Here is a 19,989-nt window from a genome sequence, read left to right as displayed (position 1 = left end):
GCATCACATCCATTATACTATTGTAATTGATTATTATAGTCGAAACAAGGGGGCCTGTGCTCGGCCTGATTTTTGCCACACATATGAAGTCAGCTCAGCTGTCATTTCATAGAACATGAAAGGAGTCATGAAATAGATCCCATTAAAATGTTCCATGGCCGTATCAAGCAGCTCCTTGGCAATAGACACGCCCATAGCTCGTCCTTCCGGGCCTTCCAGCCCCGACATGCGTGCACGCACCTCATCGGATAACTGAATGCCTGGCACTTCATTGTGCAAGTATTCTGCATTGCGGCCACTAGCCAGCGGCATAATACCGATAAAAATCGGTATATCCAAGTGTCGTGTCTGTTCTGCAATAGCTGTAATCAGCTCGGGATCGTAAACAGGCTGGGTCATAATATAATCGGCCCCGGAGGCAATTTTCTTTTCCAACCGCTGTACGGCTTTCCCCAAATGCTTAACATTTGGATTAAAAGCAGCTCCCACCACAAAATTAGCTTTCTGCTTGAGTGGCTTACCAGAAAATGCGACACCATCATTTAGTTGCTTGATCATGCGTATGATTTCAAAAGATGTCATATCATACACCGAACTGGCGCCTGGTAAATCACCGAACCGCGCTGGATCTCCAGTAACCGCCAGTACATGGTCAATACCCAGTGCGTCAAAACCCATCATGTGGGATTGCGTACCAATCAGATTACGGTCACGACATGCGATATGAATTAATGGACGCAAGCCTGTTTCAATACTAACCAGATGCCCAAGCGCCATATTGCTCATACGAGTGACTGCGAGCGAATTGTCAGCAAGTGTAAGTGCATCGGCTCCGGCTTTCTTCAAGGCATGCGCACCTTGCATAAACCGGGTAATGTCGAGATCTCGCGGAGGGTCCAGCTCTACAATAACCGTATGCCGTTCCTTAACCAGATCCACAATGTTGGGTTCGCTGGTATGTCTGCCATTTCCTCGTCCCCCTTCATCTGCTGTCTGCTCCACCACATGAATGACTTCCGTCGAAAAGGTTTCTTTTGGAGCCAACGGGGGCGGTTTCAAATTGTTTAAAGCTTTGGAAATAGCAGCAATATGGTCTGGTGTCGTTCCGCAGCAACCACCAATCAGTCTCGTACCGAGATCTACAAAGGACGTAGCACATTCTCCGAAATATTCAGGTGATGCACCGTATACATAGTGACCGTCCACATAATCTGCCAATCCCGCATTCGGATATACAGACAGTGGTACAGACAAGGGACCGTCCAGTTGCTCCATTACACTCATAATTCCCTGTGGACCAGAGTGACAGTTAAACCCGAGGATGTCAGCTCCTTCACTACGCAGTGTTGAAAAGGCTTGTACCATTAAAAACCCATCTTGGGTACGACCAACTTGGTCAACCGCAAATTGACAAATTACCGGAATGTCACTGTATTTACGTACACTGTGAAGCGCAATGCGCATTTCGTCCAGTGAATAAAACGTTTCGCATAAAATGCCGTCAACCCCTTCGGACAGAAGAGCATCAATCTGCTGTTCGTAGTTTCTTGACAGCTCTAGCTTGGATATGCTGAGACGTTTGCCTCCGCATATGGAACCGACCGCACCTACTACATAATGTTCGGGTCCAGCCGCAGCCCTGGCAATCCTCACACCAGCACGATTGATTTCTTCTACCTTAGATTCCAATCCAAAGCGGGCTAATTTATAATCATTTGCAGAGAATGTATTCGTCTCCAGCAATCGTGCTCCTGCATTTAAATACTGACCATGCACGTCTGATATGACGCCAGGCGAAGTAATGTTCAGTTCTTCGTAAGACGTATTTACTGGAAATCCTAGCTGGGACAAAAAAGTCCCCATAGCGCCGTCTCCGACAATAATTTCACGATTCAGCACAGTACGCAAATCCGGTTTCATGTCCTCTGCTCCACCCCGCACTTTATTTTCATACTAATGTAACATAAAGAGACTACAAACATAAGCCAAAAACAAAAAAAGCCGCCTCACGTCCCGACAATATGATATCAGGAGTGAAGCAACTTGATTGATCATTTTCTATTTCCCACTACATTTTCATTGCATTTTCCCATCAGAAGAATGGAGAGAAAACTCGTAAAAAGTCCCTTTTTTATTTACTTTAGCCACAATAGAATCCGTCCCCTTTTGCTGCTTGGAGAACGTATATTGATTTCCTTGAACTTTCACTTTATAGCCGGACACATTGATATTAAACAACAACTGAACCTTAGGCTTGACCAACTTCAATGCTTCGGCGGCAGTATATTTTGGACTTGCAAAAGATTTTTTGAAATCTGCGTCATCATCCCAGTCCATCCCTGATGTGGACACAGCCAGTACTTTGCCGGTTACCGCACCAATTTTGACTTCATTCGCCTCGCTTGCATCCTCGAACGACCAATAAGAAAGCCCCTTTTTCTCATCCTTGTACCGTGAGACATGCTGCACTGTGATTCGCTGTCCACTCACTCGCTTAAATGTGTTCATTGCACGGTTCAGTAACACAGGATCCACCTGCTTCAGCGCATAGTCCGCATTGACGGTAATAGCATTACCTTGATCCACATCAACATACAATGAGGAAGCTTTTTCTCCTGCCCCCCAGAATACCCAGTAATTTGAAGGCTTGTTGGACTGATAAGGGGATTTGACTCGCCAGAATGCTTCAAATTGTAAGGGGCGCTTGCTGTCAAACGCTTTGGCGCTGTTTAATACTTTTGCCTTGAGTGGCGCGTTCATCGCCTTTCCCAAACTACTTATTTTATATCGTATGGTTGTAGAATCTACTCTGTTTTTCTCTTTATTATATTCTGTCTGTAACGTAGCTGTTCCATCTTCCAATTCACCCTCGACAATCCAGGTTTTCCCCATATCCGTTACATCGTCAAATTGAAATGCAGTTTTTGAACCGATAAGTTCTTGCACTGCTTTTTCTAAACGGCTTACGACTGTCGGAGTTAGCGAACCAACCTGCTTGTCCGTCGTTTCTGTGGCAGCAGGAATAGTCGCCGCTTGAACCGGAAGCGCGGTGGCTATAAGAATGAGGATTGCAATTGCTGATACCCAACGAAATTTCCGCACTATGAACGGCCTCCTTATCGTTTTCTCATTTTCTATATTATACATCGTTCAGACGTCAAAAAAAGACAGAATATCGCTCTGTTCACCATTTTCCCAGTAAACAGCGGCATAAAAGGGCAAAAAAAGAAGACCTGCTAAGGTCTTCTTCACCCTCACTTCTATATACGACCTTCGAACACAATCTCAGCCGGCCCTGTCATATAAATGTGATTATCATCCTCGCTCCATTCGATATCCAGATCGCCGCCTTTTAGGCTTACCATGGCGCGGCGGTCGCTGTATCCATTTAGTACAGAAGCAACAAGCGTAGCACAGGCTCCGGTTCCGCAGGCTAGCGTAGGTCCAGCTCCCCTCTCCCATACCCTCATATCTATATGCTTCCGACTTCGTACCGTGGCGAACTCAACATTTGTTTTTTTAGGGAACAATGGATGACACTCCAGCTTCGGTCCCCAGGCCTCCAGATCAAAGCTAGGCGCATCCTCAACATAAATGACACAGTGCGGATTTCCCATAGATACAGCCGTAAAGCGAAAACCACTTCCTCCAGCTTCAATGGGCTCATCAATTACGTTAGTCAGATCGAGTGTAGTTGGAATTTTCAACCCTTCCAGAATTGGCTCCCCCATATCTACCTTCACCATTCGTACAGCTCCGTTTTCAACAGTCAGTTCAACCTGCTGCACACCTGCACCCAGCGTCTCGATCGTAATCTGTTCACGGTTGATATGCTTACGGTCATACACGTATTTGGCAGCACAACGAATAGCGTTACCGCATTGCTCGGCCTCCGAGCCGTCCGAGTTAATGATACGCATGCGAAAATCTGCCTTGTCAGACGGCAATATATATACCAATCCATCGGCGCCAATACCAAAATGTCGATCACATAGCCGAACAGCTAATTCCGAGGCGTCAGACGGCAATTCCTGATGCCCGTACCAAACGATAAAATCATTACCCAGACCATTCATTTTAGTGAATTCCATAGCTTCCCCCCGCCGTTGCTGCTGATCTCATGCTCCTCTTGAAGCTTTGATCCCATAATATCATACAGGGCAAAAGCGGGAAAGCGATGCGATATGCATGACTCAAATTCTAGGCTGAAAACTTTGTACGTCCCGCTGAAAAGTGTGAATTTCCGCCGTGCCGACGGTTACGTCGACCGCCCCATACACTTCCCGCTCCCATCAGGAACGTTGGAATTCCAGCAGCGACAATAGATAATGCCCATTCACGTAAACCAAGGGGTACCGTTTTGAAAATAGGCTGCAGCACAGGCACATACATTACAACCAGCATCAATACAATGGATGACAGTACAGCAAGCACGAGATAACTATTTTGAAACGGATTACGATGGAAAACGGAACGGGAGCTGCGGCAATCAAATACATGAATTAACTGCGCCAGCACTAACGTAGCAAACGCAACCGACTGTGCTTTGATCAGTTGCCCTGCATCATTCGGAGAAATCCGTAATGTCAACCAAAAGGCCGCAAGTGTACATAAGCCGATCAACAGACCGCGACTAATGATTTTCCAGCCCAGTCGACGAGCAAAAATATTTTCCTTTGCGCCACGAGGCTTATGCTCCATAAGATCCTTTTCCGGCTGATCCACACCCAGAGCCATCGCCGGCAAACCGTCAGTTACCAGATTTACCCATAAAATCTGAATGGGTAGCAAAGGTAGCGGCAGCCCAGCCATCATGGCAAAGAACATCGTCAAAATTTCACCAACATTGGAGGCGAGTAAATAACGGATGAATTTACGGATATTCTCGTAAATATTTCGGCCTTCCTCAATTGCCGCTACAATCGTTGAGAAATTATCGTCACTCAGTACAAGTGCAGCCGCTTCTTTAGTCACGTCTGTTCCTGTAATGCCCATGGCAATACCGATATCCGATGCCTTGATCGCTGGTGCGTCATTGACGCCATCTCCGGTCATAGCTACGACATGTCCGCGTCTTTGCAGCGACTTGACGATTCTCAGCTTGTGTTCCGGCGACACCCGCGCATACACGGAGACGGTATCCACAACGTTATCCAACGCCGCATCATCCATGAGAGACAGTTGCTGTCCCGTCAACACATGTGAGCCGCGTTGGAGAATACCCAGCTGCTGTGCAATGGCCTCCGCAGTTGTGCCATGATCACCCGTAATCATCACGGTGCGAATGCCAGCACGACGGCACTTGCCGATGGCCTCGCGAACCTCGCGGCGTGGCGGATCAATCATGCCGGTCAGGCCGATAAAAACCAGCTGTTCTTCAGCCTCCTCAGCCGTAGAGACACGTTCATGCGAGCGGATGTCACGGTAAGCGACACCAAGTACACGCAGCGCCTCTGATGCCATACCTTCGTTGGCTGCCAATACCTTTTGGCGCAGCGTACCCGTTAGCGGAACGACATTACCTTCCCATAAAATGTAAGAGCACTGACCCAGTAGCACGTCCGGCGCTCCTTTGGCAAATACAATATGTCCTCCCTGGTGGCGTACGAGCACCGACATCCGCTTCCGATCCGAGTCAAAAGGGAATTCTCGCTCCCGTGTATACAGTTCATATAGGCCTTGTCGCGTGACTCCGCCTTTTGCAGCTAACGTGACCAGCGCTCCTTCTGTCGGATCACCTTTCAGCTCCCAAACAGCGGAAGGCGTCGGCTCTTTGGTTTTCTTTTTCGAACGCAGCTCATCTATGTCAGCTTGAACAATCTCCGCATTATTACAAAGTACACTGGCTTGCAGCAATCTACGCAAGGATTGTCCGTTTTTTAGGTCGGCCGGAAGATCCCTGTCCATAATATGACCGTGTGGATCATAACCTTCTCCGGTAACTCCCCAGAAACGACCATCCAGCCACAGCTTGGTGACTGTCATTTTATTTTGAGTCAGTGTGCCCGTTTTGTCAGAGCAAATGACAGACGCACAGCCGAGCGTCTCAACGGAAGGCAGCTTGCGCACAATGGCCTTGCGTTTGATCATACGCTGTACACCCAAAGCGAGGGCAATGGTTACAATCGCGGGCAATCCTTCTGGTATAGCTGCCACAGCCAAGCTCACGCCGGCCAAAAACATGTTCATGGCTGGCTGACCATGCAAAATGCCCGCTACGACCACGAGCACGGTTAGCGCCAACGCTACGATAATCAAGATTTTTCCCAGTTGTTCCAGTCTGTGCTGCAACGGTGTCTCTTGCGACTCCGTATTTTCGATCAAGTCTGCGATCTTCCCCATTTCGGTAGTCATGCCTGTGCGAATGACCACGCCTTGTGCAGTGCCTCTGGTCATCATAGTGCCCATAAAACCGATGTTCTTTTGGTCCCCAAGAGGTACTTCGGCGGCATGAATAGGGCGGCAATGCTTACTCACCGGAACCGATTCACCTGTCAGGGCAGACTCCTCGACATCGCAGCCGTTTGTACTCAACCACCTTACATCTGCAGGGATACGATCACCACTTTCCAGCAGCACGATATCGCCCACAACCAGCTCTCTGGCCTGAACATGTACTCGTTTACCTCCTCGCAGCACTTTGGCGGTTGGAGCAGAAAGCTGTCTTAAGGCTCGCAATGAACGTTCAGCTCTGAATTCCTGCACAAAGCCGAGAATTCCATTTAGCACAACGATAGCAATAATGGTAATCGCGTCCAAATACTCACCGAGTAAGCCAGATATCAGGGTCGCTCCCATCAATACAAGCATCATAAAATCCTTGAACTGGTTGAGCAGCAGCAAAATTGCCGAAACACGCTTGCCCTCGCTCAGCTCATTCCATCCCGTCCTTTCTCTTCGTTCCGCAATCTGCTCCTCCGAAAGACCCTGCTTCGGGTCGACTTCCAGACTTGTTGAAAGCTGTTCATTGCTTAATTGGTGCCAGTGTGCTTGTTCCATTCTCCCCAATTCCCTCCCGGTCAGATAGTCCGATTCCGTCGGTTGTGCGTAGGATGGCTGCCCGTTATTATATTTTTGTGCCACGATTGCTGATATGCTGGACAGACTTTCTTGATTCAATCTATTCGGACAGGACTCGAAATATCACAAAGCCGCTTAAGTTTTGTCCCAAAGTTATGTATCATAGAAGGAAGACGAAAATACATTTGCTTCAAAGGAGAACATACATTATGGCATTGGACGGAATCGTAACCCGCGCTATCGTACACGAATTGCAAGCCATCCGGGGCGGGCGCATTAATAAAATACATCAGCCAAACGAACGCGATATCGTGCTGAACCTGCGGGCACAAGGTGGGAGTGTAAAACTGTTGCTGTCGGCTAATCCGACATTTCCGCGCGTACATTTTACAGAGCAAAGTTTTCTCAATCCGACAGAAGCTCCCATGTTTTGTATGCTTCTTCGCAAACATTGCGAAGGAGGCATTATTGAGAACATTACGCAGGTGGGCATGGAGCGCATAATTCATATGGATATACGTCAGCGTGATGAGCTGGGGGATATTTCATTTAAGCGCATTATTATTGAAGTAATGGGTAGACATAGCAACATTATTTTGCTTGACCCGGAAACAGGTGTGATGCTGGATGGCATTCATCATGTCACACCCTCTATCAGCAGCTATCGGGTCGTTATGCCAGGCTTTCAATACACAGAGCCTCCTGAACAAAACAAGCTAGATCCACTAGAAGTCGAAGAAGCAGCCTTCTTTTCCTCGTATCAAGCAGCCATTGAGGCGGAAGAAGCTCCCAAACGCTGGATCGTGAACACTTTTACCGGACTTAGTCCCCTCATTGCTGAAGAGATACTAATCCGAGCATCTAATGAAGAAGCTTCTGGTGACAAGGATCGTCGACTGTGGAGGGCATTCAGTGACATCATGGATGACGTGCGGAATCATCATTTTCAGCCGGTATCTGGACTGAACGCACAAGATAAAGTAATATTTTCAGCCATCCCACTGACGTTGATCCAAGGAGAACGTAAGGAATACGCTACCATCAGTGAGTGTATGGAGGACTTTTTCGGCGAAAAGGCAGAAAGGGACACGGTTAAGCAAAAGGTTAGCGACCTACTGCGGTTTCTGCAAAACGAGCGGAGCAAAAACGTAAAAAAACTCGATCATCTCCATCAAGATTTGGCCGAAGCAGAAGATGCCGATCAATTTCGGATTTACGGAGAGCTGCTGTTCGCTTCACTTCATGAGGTAAAAAAGGGTGACAAGGAAGTAACACTCACTAACTTTTATGACGAGGAACAGAGTGCGATCACCATTCCATTGGACCCGCTGCTCAACCCTTCAGATAATGCACAGCGTTATTTTAAAAAGTACAACAAATATAAAAACAGCCTGGCTGTCATAGACGAACAACTCGAGAAGACACACGAAGAAATTCGTTATATGGACAATCTTCTTCAGCAGCTAGCCCATGCCTCTATCAACGACATTGAGGAAATACGTGAAGAACTGGTTCAGCAGGGCTATCTTAGGGATCGGGTTAAAAAAGGAAAGAAAAAGAAGAAAAATGACCGTCCGACCTTGCATGTATATACATCATCCGAAGGCATCGAGCTACTGGTTGGCAAAAATAACTTGCAGAATGAATATGTGACCAACCGACTGGCCGGACCCAATGACACGTGGTTGCATACAAAGGATATTCCAGGGTCACACGTCGTTATTCGTGCCGAGAAATTCGGAGACGCGACGTTGGAGGAAGCAGCTCAACTGGCTGCCTATTTCAGCCAAGCCAAGCAGTCCAGCAGCGTACCTGTAGACGCCACCTTGATTCGACATGTACGCAAGCCCAGCGGAGCGAAGCCCGGCTTTGTCATCTACGATCATCAGCGTACGCTCTTTATCACACCTGATGAGGAACTGGTCAAAAAGCTGCCGAATCGCATCAAAAACGGCTAGGTTCCACTAGCATATGGAATCCACATAAAAAGCCCTTTGTCCTTTGCACGGTACACTTCTGTGTTTCATGCGGTAGGCAAGGGGCTTTTTCATTACTTTTGTCCAACAGCAGCCTTTCTCAACTCCTCGACGACCTGACCGTCCACACTACGGCTACCCAGATCGCCGTGGAAAATCACACCTTGGCGTGCACCGTGAAAATCCGAGCCGCCCGTTGCGATAAGCCCATAATGCAGCGCCATTGCAGTATATCGTCTCTCGGCCTCAGCATCATGATCCGAATGGCGCACCTCCAACCCTACAGGCTTCGCTGCCTCTATAATGGAGCACACCAGTTCGTCATTTCCATACAAGCCAGGGTGGGCCACTACAGGCACTCCTCCTGCTTCACGAATCCAGCTTATAGCCTCCGCAGGCTCTATACGGGGTACAGACACGTATCCGGGCGCACCTTCTGCCAAGTAACGATCAAACGCATCCCGCATGTCCTTCGCGTAACCTTTTTGAACCAGGGTATCTGCCATATGCGGACGTCCAATACTTTCATCCGGCGCTAGTGGTCTGCCCATTGTAGCCACCACCTCATCTAGCGTGATTTCCACGCCCAAGCTACGCAATTGACTCAAAATCAAATCATTACGGGTATCCCGCGCCTGTCTCAGCTTTTCCAACCGTTCCAAAAACATTTTATTACGGTAATCCATAAAATAACCTAATATATGAATATCTTTGCCGCCAGCACGTGTGCTGATTTCCACACCCGGCACCACGGTCATCCCAATGCGTCTTCCCTCCTCCAAGGCTTCCTCCAAACCGGCCACCGTATCATGATCTGTAATAGCCACACCGGCCAGCCCTTTTTCCTTCGCCCAGCGCACATTATCAGCAGGTGATTGCATACCGTCAGATGCTTGGGTGTGTGTATGTAGATCATATCGTTGCAAATTATTCTGTTCCTTCATCATGTAGATTCTCCTCCTCTTCATCTCTAAAGCTTGTCCTACGAGTCCTCGAATACGTCCATTCCCTGATCATGGCGACGCAAGTAAGACAGAAAAGTTACTACCGGGATCGGCAACAACGCTGATTTCAAATGAATTGCATAAAATTCTCGTTTGAAGGTAATATCTGAAATATTTACAATTTTCAATAACCCGAGCGCAACCTCATGTTTGACTGAAGAAGGTGACAGCATAGTAATCCCCAGTCCTGCCTCTACCGCTGATTTGACCGCTCCAGTGCTGCCCATCTCCATTACAATATCAAGTCGAGAGGCATCCGCACCACGATTTTTCAGCCCGTCTTCTATGACTTGGCGTGTACCAGAACCTTTTTCTCTGGCTACAAAGGGATGCTTGAATACATCTTCTAAAACTACTTTTTTGGCCTTGGCCAGCACATGCCCCGAAGGAACAATCAGCTTCAGTTCGTCCTGCATCACAGATTCTACCACAATATCCGGGTGTTGAACCGGGGCCTCAATCAGCCCTAAATTCAACTGGTGCTTTAGTATATCATCCATAATTTGAGTCGTATTCATTACATTCATTGCCATACGTATGTGAGGGTACTCCTGACCAAACGGTCCCAACATTCTTGGCACAATGTATTCACCAATCGTTAGGCTGGCACCAATATGCAATCTTCCCTCCAGCATGTGAGTAAAAGCAGACATCGCTTCGTCAGCTTCCCTGATCAGTTGCATACTTCTTTTTGCAAAAGGCAGTAATGTCGCTCCTGCCTCCGAAAGCTCAATTTTTTTAGTCGATCGGTGCAGCAGCTTCGTGCCAAAATAATCTTCCAAAGACTGAATTTGCATCGTCACCGCAGGTTGCGTCATATGCAGCGCTTGCGCCGCCGCCGAGAAGCTTCCGCGCTCCGCTACGGTATAAAAAATGTGCAGCTGATGAAAGTTCATACTGACCAGCCCTCTCCCCTCTGATCTCCTTATTTTAACATAAGAAAAACATCTGGCGAACAATTTCCGAGTAAACTTACCGAAATGGGAAGTTATATGCTTGCAAAATAAAAAAGCATGCAGCTGATAACTGCATACTTCTACTCAAACTCGACGGTGTCAATGTGCCCGCTTTCTAATGGAACCGTCCGTCAAATCACCGTCTATTTTTGCTTACGAGTGCTTTTCATCAGTGTCATGCGCCGTGAATGGCGTAGCCATGAATAGTAGGACTTCAAGTCCCTTAATTCGATAGTCTCTGACATCCGACCCAAAAAGGTAATAATAATCATCTTATGAAGCGGATTCCCCGCAATGTCCATCTCACCTGGCAACTCACCAAATTCGGCGACAACGACCAGATCACCATCAATTAAATATACATCCTCTTCATTATGATAGTAGGACTCCATCCTGTTTTGCTTCAGGCACTCCCAAAGCCAGGCGGCGATATGATTCGTCTCGGACTGTTTCTGCTCTACCCGATCTAAATAACGTGTTTTCGCATGATTTGTAATCACGATATCGGCGACTTTCTTATCGCCCATCTCCACGTAGAACGGTTCGTATGTACTCCATCGCTGCATTGCCTTGTCACGCACGGGATCACTCTCCCCACCAGATAGGTCTTTATATCTACCAATATATTCATATGTTACCTCAACAGACCCGGGACTACAAGTTACAAAATTGAAGTTTATGGGTGTTTTTTAAAGATTTTTTAGGTCTAACAGCATTAAGATTAGTATGCAAAAGTCCTGGCTTCACAAAAAAAAGCCAGCCCGTAGGCTGACCTTTTTCAAGAAATTTGAATGTATAGACAATCAAAGCTTATATTTCATATTCTTTCATCTTTTCCTTATCGTCGTTGTACTCCGTCCTAATCTCATTTCGGAAAGAGCGCTCAACCTTACGTACATAGGAAAGTCTGCGAATATTTTTAACGGTGTCCTCTGCCCGATCCGCATTCATATATATAACTACATAATGCATACGCTTTGAAATATAGTGGACATTTCCGTATTTCTCCAGATTGCGGGCAGCCTTGATATCGCTTACCCAAATGATGTACCCTGTCCGCTCGGCAAACATTCGCTTCATCTCCCCTCCGTATCATTCCTATGGCCTATCCGCAGGAGCATTTCCCTCCGCTGCCGCATCCGCCCTTTTTCACATTTGGGTCGTTGCTCGGCACCTTAATGGTCTCGGACACGGAATATGCAATCGTTTCAGACATGGCATGAAGCATATCATCCAACGCCTTTTCGGCCCGCTTGAACTCCTTAACAGCCTCAAATTGTTCCAGCTCCAGTTCAACGGCCTGCACTGCGTCCTTCGCTTCATGATAGTTGGGATGAAAATGCCCAAAACGCTCCGTTTCAGCGAAAAGCTCCTTTTTGGCATCCAGCTTGCGGACACACGCCTGAATAGACGGGTTCAATTCCACACGCTGCTTCCAATATAAATAATCCGATACCTCAAAGGACCGGTTGACCATATCGCCCAATTCATAGGCGTTAATAAGCACTTCTGCCATATTGACCGTGTTCAATTCGGCTACGCTCATGAATGTCATCTCACTTTATATAAAGTTCTACCCAACAAAAGTAGACTCATTTATCATACCACATCCTTCTTTTGAGAAGAAGGAATTTCATACACTTCCTGACACGACTATGTAAAAGGAACCAACAGCCTCATATCGGACCAATCACTTGGCTGCAAGGTCGCACGAGAAGGTGTTTCCTCATCCATTCCTGAGGCGTACCAGCCTGTGACACTCCAGGGATCGCCGGAAACCACTGATTCCGGTATCCATTTAACCTCTTTCCCACTGATTCGCAATCCCACCGCCGCCTGCCAACGGATCGCTTGCTCCATCAACTGCCTGGAAGTGGACGTATGGTAACTCCTCCATTCTTTTGTCCATGAAGAGGGTACTGTAGACCTTTCTGGAAAATAGCCAGACGGGTCAGGCAGGGTGTGCTCTTGTTCATAAAAATGCAACGTGCGCCCTGTGTAAACCAGACCAGCCCTTCCCTCTTGTGAAAATAGGGAACGGCCTGCATCTAGGTTCTCTATCTCCGTCAAAAGTGGATAATGGTGAGCTGGCTCATCCGCATTTTTCGGCTCAAGACGCGGACTTAATCCAATTGCAGCAAGCGCTTTTCGTATTTTTACAGCAGAGTGTACCAGGATCATAAAATCTTTGTCGCCGAGTCGCTCCAGTAATCCTTCAAGTGCAGGATGACGCGCAACCATGTCCGCATCCTCCTGAGTACCGCATCGCAAAAGTGTTACCGTCGCAAAAGCCGTTCGTCCGACATTGCCTGCCCACTGCTCTACTGCCAACCGTACATGTTCTGGCACCCCTGTCCGACTGTACTTGTCCAAAAGAGCAGGAATCTCCTTGGCCTCCATGCCCAGCTCGATTGCCTCTGTAATACTCTCTCTGGTAATCCGATACACTACCATCCGGTCTCCTGTCACACGTTCACAGCAGCATTCCAATCGCCAGCGCACATCATATGCGACATCTGGCGGCACCAGTATTTCAAAATCAGGCTGCACATAAAAGGCACCTTGTTCTTGATGTGTATCCTCGTCATTATAGGGACGAAGCAGATCTGTCACAGAGACATTCCAGCGAAAACAGATTTCGCCTGATGTAGTCTGACCCCAATCCCCCATTCCAAAAGCCGTCAGGGCCTTCAACCAACCCATTATATCTTCCATAAAAAATCCATTGAAATTAAAATCAGATACCGTCTCGTCCGCAAGCCCTTTGAGATTTGCGATTGTAGGAACAATATCTATAAAGGCACTGTTCGTAGAATCATCTCCACTTAAACTATTCTGCGGTATTAATCCTACCTGAAGCATCCATTGCAGCAGATACTGAATAGATATCCATCCATCTGTTCCTCCATACTGCGAGACGGCACACAGCATATAGCGAAAATGCTGCATAGGCGCTTTAGCCTTGCCGTACCTCTCCATGAGGGTGTCAAAAATATGCTTGCGCATTTGCCCAGCAGACAAACGAATCCATGTCGCCAGTTCCGCCTCCTGAATGCGAAAAGACACTGTTTCTTTCACTAACAGCCCCAAACTGAGTAGTAAATCGATCATTACCACCGTTTGTACTGGATATAGCTCGGCATGCGCATAATGCAACCCAAGTCCCTCCAGGTCCTCCGGACGAAAGGGGGTCAGTTCATTCAATTTTTGCAATGACCGTTTATGTATGGTTCCTTTGGCCGTCAAAGGAACTCCCTGTATCGCAATACGTGACAACACATGCAGTAACTCTGACTCCAGTCCTGTCATTGCTTCATGTACCGTTATTGGATGATCTGTATGTATCCCGTTCATTGGAGTTTGCTCTAACAACATATCGTACAGAGCGGGTAGCCGATCAACCGGAATATATAAAATCCGTTCGCCCCACGATTTGGTGACTGCCTCCAGCCACCCCCGAGAGCGAAGCCCATGCAGTGCCAGTTTTGTTTCGACTCCGCTTAAGGCACCTTGGGTAAGCTGTATAGGCTCCTCTTCCTTCATAGGCTGTGCCGCATACCGGACAAAGCATCGTCTAAGCACCAGCAACTCATCCGCTGAAAGCTCATTCCAGTTGCCTTGCGTACTCGTTACGTCCATCCTTGGTTAGGCCTCCTTTTTCTTCCGCCATCTTCAATCTCATCCTCCTGGCTTCTGCCAGCCATCGTCCCATCAAACCTGCGAATCGCATATTCATAGCCCTGTTCAATCAGAAACAGCTGACGACGTGCTGCAAAATCCATCTCTTTACTGTTCTCCGTCACTAATGCATAAAAATAAGCTTTATTGTCGCCTGGCTTTGGTCGTAAAATGCGGCCAAGTCGCTGCGCCTCTTCCTGACGGGAGCCAAAGCTGCCCGATACCTCTATCGCTACTGCTGCATCCGGCAAATCGACTGCAAAGTTTGCTACCTTGGATACTAATAAGGTTTGAATATTACCCTTGCGAAACGCATCGAACCAACGCACCCGCTCGCTCTGAGTCATGGAACCCGTAATCAGTGGGACGTCCAACTCCTGAGCCAATTTACGTAACTGGTCTAAATATTGACCAATAATAAGTGTTGGTATCCCCTTGTGTTTCTCCACCAGACTACGTACTGCCTCCATCTTAGCCGGATTTTCGGCTGCAATTCGGTATTGCTGTCTGCCTTCAGCACGCATACTTTGCTCCAAAAGGTCAGCGGTCATGGGCAAACGCAGTTCTACACAATCGACCTGAGCAATCCAGCCCTGTCGCTCCAGTTCCTTCCACGGCATATCGTACCGTTTGGGTCCAATTAAAGAGAACACATCCCGCTCACACCCATCCTCTCGAACTAACGTAGCTGTTAATCCCAAACGACGGGTAGCCTGAATATCGGCCGTGGCTCGAAATACTGGCGCAGGCAGCAAATGTACCTCATCATATATAATGAGTCCCCACTTCCGCTCACTCAGCAGTTTCATATGTTCAAACTCTCCGTCTTTGTTGCGCCGATGCGTCAAAATCTGGTAGGTTGCCACCGTTATCGGTCGCACCTCCTTTTTCTGACCACTGTATTCCCCAATAGAATCGACAGGAATATTTGTCTTTTGCTTCAGTTCCTCGATCCATTGCCGCACAGAAATAGTATTAGAAGTTAAAATAAGCACCTCGCACTGAAGTCGATTCATCACTGCCATACCGATCACTGTTTTTCCGGCTCCGCATGGGAGCACTAGTACACCACTCCCCCCTAAGCCGTCTGTGCCTTCAAATGCATCAGCAGCTTTCAGCTGGTAATCACGAAGCTGCAACTCCGTTTGTCCCTTCCCCAATGTAAAACGAAGCAGATTCCCCTCAAGATAACCTGCCGTATCCACAACGGGATATCCCAAGCGAGTTAATTCCTGCTTGAGCAAACCACGATTTTCGGGCGGTACGGATGCGCTTGTCTCATTGGTGCGAAGCAAACCAAGCTGTTTTAGCTCTTTCTTGTTCAATAACTCATCCAGTAAAGTTGGAGTCTCTACTGCCAAGATCAAGTGATCACCTATTGTGTATGTGTTGGCTTTCCTCGCCTTTGTATCTCTGTCTGACTCTTGCTCATCACGATGCGCGTCAATCGTATCTGTGCCGTAAGTTTGTTCTTCTTTTGCACTCGCCCGTGACAGCGTCAACGTCCCATAACGAGAAACAAGCTGTTCAATATCCTTCAACAAATCACGCGGAATATCCCAACGGGACATAGAGTGCAAACTATTTTGAATGTCCTCAGCACTCCACCCGAGAGCGGCTGCGTTCCAGAGCGACAATGGAGTGATGTGATATGTATGAAAAGCGGACGGACTTTTTACCAGCTCCGCATAAATCTGCAACTGTGAACGAGCCCATTCCGAATCAGGCAAACCCATTTCCAGCAAAACGGTAAAATCACGTTGTACAATACAAGGATGATCTGGATTCATGACTACCTCCTGACACTCAAAAGTTCTATAATAATAGCTTATCCGTTTATTCGCAGATCAACCGGAATAGCAAGGAGTCCAACCCACACTCGGGTTGAACTCCTGATCAGAAGCTCGGGATAAAAACCGTCCCAAACTGGTGCCCACTTTATTATCCTTCTAGTGAACCTGCTCGGAAATTTGGCTAAGCGCCTCTCCAGCATTGTCTGCAAAAATATTTCGAACAGCCAAATCCCCGATCGAAACAATCCCGATCAGACGATCTCCTTCCGTCACGGGCAAACGACGGATTTGCTGCTCTGCCATCAGTTCAGCTGCTTGGTCCACTGACATGTCAGCACTGGCTGTACGAATACCTGTTGTCATTACCGTATCCACCGAACCAGAACCAGAATTTTTAGCTGCGTAGCCGCGAATTACAAGGTCACGGTCTGTTACTACACCGATCAACTTATCACTGCCTTCGCTTTCCACAACTGGGATAAAGCCAGTATCATTGTCTTTCATTTTGACCGCTATTTCGTAAATATTGTCCTGCGGGGTAACCGTTACACATTTTTTAGTCATAACTTCCTGAACCTTTTTCATGGGTACTCCCTCCTTTTCAAGAGTAGGGTACCCCATTTCATTCAGCTCATACTCCAGATTGGACCGTTCCCAATTTAGCTCGTATTAGCCGTTAATTGCCCCTTCTTTGCATTCAGCAGCATATCCGGTAGACATGGCAATAAACAGACGAACTGCGTCGATCATGGCATCCTCATCAAAATCAAATTTTGGATGGTGGTGCGGATAAATTGCTCCTTTGGCCGGATTACCCGCCCCTACGAACATAAAACAACCTGGTACACGTTCCAAATAATACGCAAAATCTTCTGCTGGCATCAACTTCGGCGCTTCCTGTACATTCCCCTCGCCGAACACAGGCTTGGCTTCCTTAAAAAAGCGAGCTGCTTCTCGGGCATCATTAACAACTGGCGGGTATCCCATAATGTAACGAATCTTTGCTGATGTCCCATATGTTGCTGCTGTAAGCTCAGTTACCTCATGCAGTCGCTCCTTCATGACCGTCCGGGTCTGCTCATCAAACGTACGAATGGTTCCACTCAAGCGACAGGTTTCCGCAATTATATTTTGCGCAGAGCCCCCTTCGATGGTTCCCACCGTCAACACAGCAGGACTTAACGGGTCGACTGAACGGCTTACGATACTCTGCAGTTGCATAACAAGAGCTGAGCCTGCCACCACACTATCATTTGTAGATTGGGGCATACCACCATGCCCACCCTTACCTGCAATTTCAATATAAAAATCGTCGGCCGCCGCCATCAACGGCCCTGCACAACTCGCAGCGGTCCCGACCGAGAATGGTGTCCATAAATGGATGCCATAAATAACTTCCACACCTTCCAGTACACCATCTTTGATTACATTGACCGCACCTCCAGGCAACAATTCTTCCGCAGGTTGGAACAAAAATCGGATTTCTCCTTCCAGCTCATCGCGGTTCAGACTGTAATAGTAAGCTGTCCCAAGCAATACGGACGTATGTCCGTCATGTCCGCAAGCATGCATGGCCCCATCCACGGTGGAGCGATATTCACACTCCTTTTCATCCTTAATAGGAAGAGCGTCCATATCGGCGCGCAACATAACAACAGGTCCAGGTTTGGCACCACGAATGGTACCTACAACACCGTGTCCCCCTACCTGTCGACGAACATCTAATCCCCAGCTTTCTAGCTTATCCGCTACAAAAGCGGCAGTTTTACTTTCCTGAAAAGAAATTTCGGGATTCTTATGTAAATGTCTACGCCACTCTACCATGTTTTCTTGTAATTGATCGAACCAGGTTTGGTCCATCGCCTGTTGTGTCATTATGTTCCACCTCTCCTTTTAAAACATCGGGCAAGTTTCCGATAAATCATGCAGCTTTACCACGTATGCGCCGTTTCTCTCAAGTCTTTATTTTTATCCTATTGTAGCAGATATGGAATTGTTGTGATATCTGTTGCTCCAGATGGTTGCAGAAGCCTATCAAACATACTATGATAAAATGGATAAACGATAAAATGATAAACGTCTGCGAGGAATGTACCTTGCGGCGAATACCGGGGGAAGCTGATATGAGAAATACGAAGCCGGAGACTCGAAGAAGAGGGACACCGGATTTCCAATTGCTGATCCTCACTTTGTTGCTGGTTGGATTCGGTGTAATCATGGTATTTAGCTCCAGCTCCAGCGTAGCTCTGCTGAATAAAGAATACAATTTTGACTCTTTATATTTTGTGAAGCGCCAAGCCGCATTTGCTGTACTTGGACTCTTCATTATGTTGGTAGCTATGAATATTAAGATGGAAAAATATAAAAAGCTTTTTGTGCCTTTATTTTTCATAACCATATTACTGCTAATCATCGTTCTTTTTACAGGCTCTCTGAATGGTGCAAAAAGCTGGCTCAGATTTGGTAGTATTGGCTTCCAGCCAACGGAACTTGCAAAAATCTCCATTATCCTTTACTTATCCGCGCTGATTGTCAAAAAAGGAGATCGCTTTAGAGATTTGCGGACTGGCTACATACCTGTAACTGTCATTGTAGGCTCTGTCGCAGGGCTCATCATGCTTCAACCAGATTTAGGCTCCTGCTTTATTTTGGTAGCCACCAGTGGCCTGATTATTTATGCCGGGGGAGCCAGCGTCAAACACATTACCGCATCAATCATCCTGCTCGTGCTAGGCGCTTCCATCGTATTTGGTATTGGGTCATTGTTTGGAGGAGATTCCGAAAGCGCAAATGGACAAGCTACTGCTGCCAAGCAAGATTATAAAATCGGACGGTTTCAAGCCTTTCTTGATCCTGAGAAGTATAGACAAGGAACGGGATACAATCTGGTGCAGTCCTTGCAAGCTATTGGCGAAGGCGGCTTAAACGGATCAGGATTTGGTAAAGGCATTATCAAGCTTCATTATTTGCCCAATTCATTTAATGATTTTATCTTTTCTGTCATTGGTGAAGAGTTTGGATTTATCGGAACAGCCATTTTCCTAATGCTATATTTGTATTTCATTTGGCGAGGCATGCTCATTGCTCTGCGTTGCCATGATCCGTTCGGAACGTTGGTGGGCACTGGCATCATGGGTTTGATCGCCATTCAGGCCTTCATTAATATCGGCGGAGTAACCCAAACGATTCCAATCACTGGCGTAACCCTTCCGTTTATTAGCTTTGGTGGTTCCTCCCTGCTTGTTATGATGTTCTCCATGGGCATCATGCTCAGTATTTCTCGTGAGAACACCAAACAAGCAGTGCAAGAACGCACTACAGGGGTAACTGTCCGTAATGAAGTCCCTACTCGCTTTCAAACTCGTAGAACCAACCGTTACCGCTAAAAAAAGAACTTCCATATAGCCACTAACCACGGTGGCATTGGAAGTTCTTTTTTTGTATATGTATATAACTACAGGTCCGTCTGCAAAATGTTATCCAGCAGATTCACAAAACGAAAACTGGCGTTTTATAACCACCAGTTTTCGTGTAACTTATTCGGATTATCGCAGGGAATTCC

The 19,989-nt window shown here is 47.2% G+C and carries 15 protein-coding genes; 2 read left to right on the top strand and 13 right to left on the bottom strand.

Annotation, left to right across the window (positions count from 1 at the left end):
* Nucleotides 1-33: 33 nt before the first annotated feature.
* The 4 genes from BN1546_RS21530 to BN1546_RS21515 form a co-directional block, all read right to left on the bottom strand.
* Nucleotides 34-1,920, bottom strand: coding sequence for a bifunctional homocysteine S-methyltransferase/methylenetetrahydrofolate reductase (locus BN1546_RS21530; RefSeq protein WP_090738806.1), 1,887 nt, complete (start codon nucleotides 1,918-1,920; stop codon nucleotides 34-36).
* 156 nt (nucleotides 1,921-2,076) lie between these two features.
* Entirely contained in the window at nucleotides 2,077-3,102 is a 1,026-nt protein-coding gene (locus BN1546_RS21525) for a hypothetical protein (RefSeq protein WP_090738805.1), read from the bottom strand.
* 158 nt (nucleotides 3,103-3,260) lie between these two features.
* On the bottom strand, nucleotides 3,261-4,091 hold the full coding sequence (gene dapF, locus BN1546_RS21520; RefSeq protein ID WP_013371855.1) for a diaminopimelate epimerase: 831 nt from the start codon (nucleotides 4,089-4,091) through the stop codon (nucleotides 3,261-3,263).
* A 109-nt stretch (nucleotides 4,092-4,200) separates the two neighbouring features.
* A complete protein-coding gene (locus BN1546_RS21515; RefSeq protein ID WP_090738804.1) occupies nucleotides 4,201-6,999 on the bottom strand; it encodes a calcium-translocating P-type ATPase, SERCA-type in 2,799 nt (932 codons plus the stop codon).
* 230 nt (nucleotides 7,000-7,229) lie between these two features.
* Here BN1546_RS21515 and BN1546_RS21510 point away from each other — a divergent pair, with 230 nt between their 5' ends.
* Entirely contained in the window at nucleotides 7,230-8,978 is a 1,749-nt protein-coding gene (locus BN1546_RS21510) for an Rqc2 family fibronectin-binding protein (protein ID WP_090738803.1), read from the top strand.
* A 92-nt stretch (nucleotides 8,979-9,070) separates the two neighbouring features.
* On the opposite strand, the gene BN1546_RS21505 is transcribed toward BN1546_RS21510, so the two are convergent.
* The 9 genes from BN1546_RS21505 to BN1546_RS21465 form a co-directional block, all read right to left on the bottom strand.
* Nucleotides 9,071-9,940 carry a PHP domain-containing protein gene (locus BN1546_RS21505; protein ID WP_090739181.1) on the bottom strand — a complete coding sequence of 290 codons (870 nt, stop codon included), beginning with the start codon at nucleotides 9,938-9,940 and terminating at the stop codon, nucleotides 9,071-9,073.
* Between the two features lie 38 nt (nucleotides 9,941-9,978).
* The gene (locus tag BN1546_RS21500; RefSeq protein ID WP_040103406.1) at nucleotides 9,979-10,896 is read right to left on the bottom strand and encodes a selenium metabolism-associated LysR family transcriptional regulator; all 918 of its coding nucleotides are present in this window, start codon (nucleotides 10,894-10,896) and stop codon (nucleotides 9,979-9,981) included.
* Between the two features lie 203 nt (nucleotides 10,897-11,099).
* Entirely contained in the window at nucleotides 11,100-11,537 is a 438-nt protein-coding gene (locus BN1546_RS21495; RefSeq protein WP_013371860.1) for a hypothetical protein, read from the bottom strand.
* A gap of 229 nt (nucleotides 11,538-11,766) precedes the next feature.
* Complete coding sequence (locus BN1546_RS21490; RefSeq protein WP_017427798.1) at nucleotides 11,767-12,027, bottom strand: YlbG family protein; 261 nt, start codon at nucleotides 12,025-12,027, stop codon at nucleotides 11,767-11,769.
* 34 nt (nucleotides 12,028-12,061) lie between these two features.
* On the bottom strand, nucleotides 12,062-12,502 hold the full coding sequence (locus tag BN1546_RS21485; RefSeq protein ID WP_013371862.1) for a YlbF/YmcA family competence regulator: 441 nt from the start codon (nucleotides 12,500-12,502) through the stop codon (nucleotides 12,062-12,064).
* A gap of 107 nt (nucleotides 12,503-12,609) precedes the next feature.
* Nucleotides 12,610-14,595 (bottom strand): helicase-associated domain-containing protein, encoded by a 1,986-nt coding sequence (locus tag BN1546_RS21480; protein ID WP_090738802.1) that lies wholly within the window; start codon nucleotides 14,593-14,595, stop codon nucleotides 12,610-12,612.
* Entirely contained in the window at nucleotides 14,586-16,424 is a 1,839-nt protein-coding gene (locus tag BN1546_RS21475) for a DNA repair helicase XPB (protein ID WP_090738801.1), read from the bottom strand. Before BN1546_RS21475 ends, BN1546_RS21480 begins: the two co-directional genes overlap by 10 nt.
* Before the next feature lie 159 nt (nucleotides 16,425-16,583).
* Complete coding sequence (locus BN1546_RS21470; RefSeq protein WP_013371865.1) at nucleotides 16,584-17,012, bottom strand: CBS domain-containing protein; 429 nt, start codon at nucleotides 17,010-17,012, stop codon at nucleotides 16,584-16,586.
* A gap of 84 nt (nucleotides 17,013-17,096) precedes the next feature.
* The gene (locus tag BN1546_RS21465) at nucleotides 17,097-18,302 is read right to left on the bottom strand and encodes a M20 family metallopeptidase (RefSeq protein ID WP_090738800.1); all 1,206 of its coding nucleotides are present in this window, start codon (nucleotides 18,300-18,302) and stop codon (nucleotides 17,097-17,099) included.
* 248 nt (nucleotides 18,303-18,550) lie between these two features.
* Between BN1546_RS21465 and ftsW the strand changes: the two genes are divergently transcribed.
* The gene (gene ftsW / locus BN1546_RS21460) at nucleotides 18,551-19,813 is read left to right on the top strand and encodes a putative lipid II flippase FtsW (RefSeq protein ID WP_040103401.1); all 1,263 of its coding nucleotides are present in this window, start codon (nucleotides 18,551-18,553) and stop codon (nucleotides 19,811-19,813) included.
* The last annotated feature ends 176 nt before the right edge of the window (nucleotides 19,814-19,989 follow it).

The sequence above is a fragment of the Paenibacillus sp. Mc5Re-14 genome (assembly GCF_001049835.1).
In the GTDB taxonomy this organism is placed as follows: Bacteria; Bacillota; Bacilli; order Paenibacillales; family Paenibacillaceae; genus Paenibacillus; species Paenibacillus polymyxa_C.
Note: the sequence above shows the minus strand (reverse complement) of the source record. Positions and strands in the feature narration are given on the sequence as shown.

What these genes read in the sequence shown, in the direction of transcription:
- BN1546_RS21500 (WP_040103406.1), bottom strand. Translation starts at nt 10,896, where the DNA reads ATGAACTTTCATCAGCTGCACATTTTTTATACCGTAGCGGAGCGCGGA.
- BN1546_RS21515 (WP_090738804.1), bottom strand. Translation starts at nt 6,999, where the DNA reads ATGGAACAAGCACACTGGCACCAATTAAGCAATGAACAGCTTTCAACA.
- BN1546_RS21485 (WP_013371862.1), bottom strand. Translation starts at nt 12,502, where the DNA reads ATGAGCGTAGCCGAATTGAACACGGTCAATATGGCAGAAGTGCTTATT.
- BN1546_RS21480 (WP_090738802.1), bottom strand. Translation starts at nt 14,595, where the DNA reads ATGGACGTAACGAGTACGCAAGGCAACTGGAATGAGCTTTCAGCGGAT.
- BN1546_RS21475 (WP_090738801.1), bottom strand. Translation starts at nt 16,424, where the DNA reads ATGAATCCAGATCATCCTTGTATTGTACAACGTGATTTTACCGTTTTG.
- BN1546_RS21470 (WP_013371865.1), bottom strand. Translation starts at nt 17,012, where the DNA reads ATGAAAAAGGTTCAGGAAGTTATGACTAAAAAATGTGTAACGGTTACC.
- BN1546_RS21465 (WP_090738800.1), bottom strand. Translation starts at nt 18,302, where the DNA reads ATGACACAACAGGCGATGGACCAAACCTGGTTCGATCAATTACAAGAA.
- ftsW (WP_040103401.1), top strand. Translation starts at nt 18,551, where the DNA reads ATGAGAAATACGAAGCCGGAGACTCGAAGAAGAGGGACACCGGATTTC.
- BN1546_RS21490 (WP_017427798.1), bottom strand. Translation starts at nt 12,027, where the DNA reads ATGTTTGCCGAGCGGACAGGGTACATCATTTGGGTAAGCGATATCAAG.
- BN1546_RS21530 (WP_090738806.1), bottom strand. Translation starts at nt 1,920, where the DNA reads ATGAAACCGGATTTGCGTACTGTGCTGAATCGTGAAATTATTGTCGGA.
- BN1546_RS21510 (WP_090738803.1), top strand. Translation starts at nt 7,230, where the DNA reads ATGGCATTGGACGGAATCGTAACCCGCGCTATCGTACACGAATTGCAA.
- dapF (WP_013371855.1), bottom strand. Translation starts at nt 4,091, where the DNA reads ATGGAATTCACTAAAATGAATGGTCTGGGTAATGATTTTATCGTTTGG.
- BN1546_RS21505 (WP_090739181.1), bottom strand. Translation starts at nt 9,940, where the DNA reads ATGAAGGAACAGAATAATTTGCAACGATATGATCTACATACACACACC.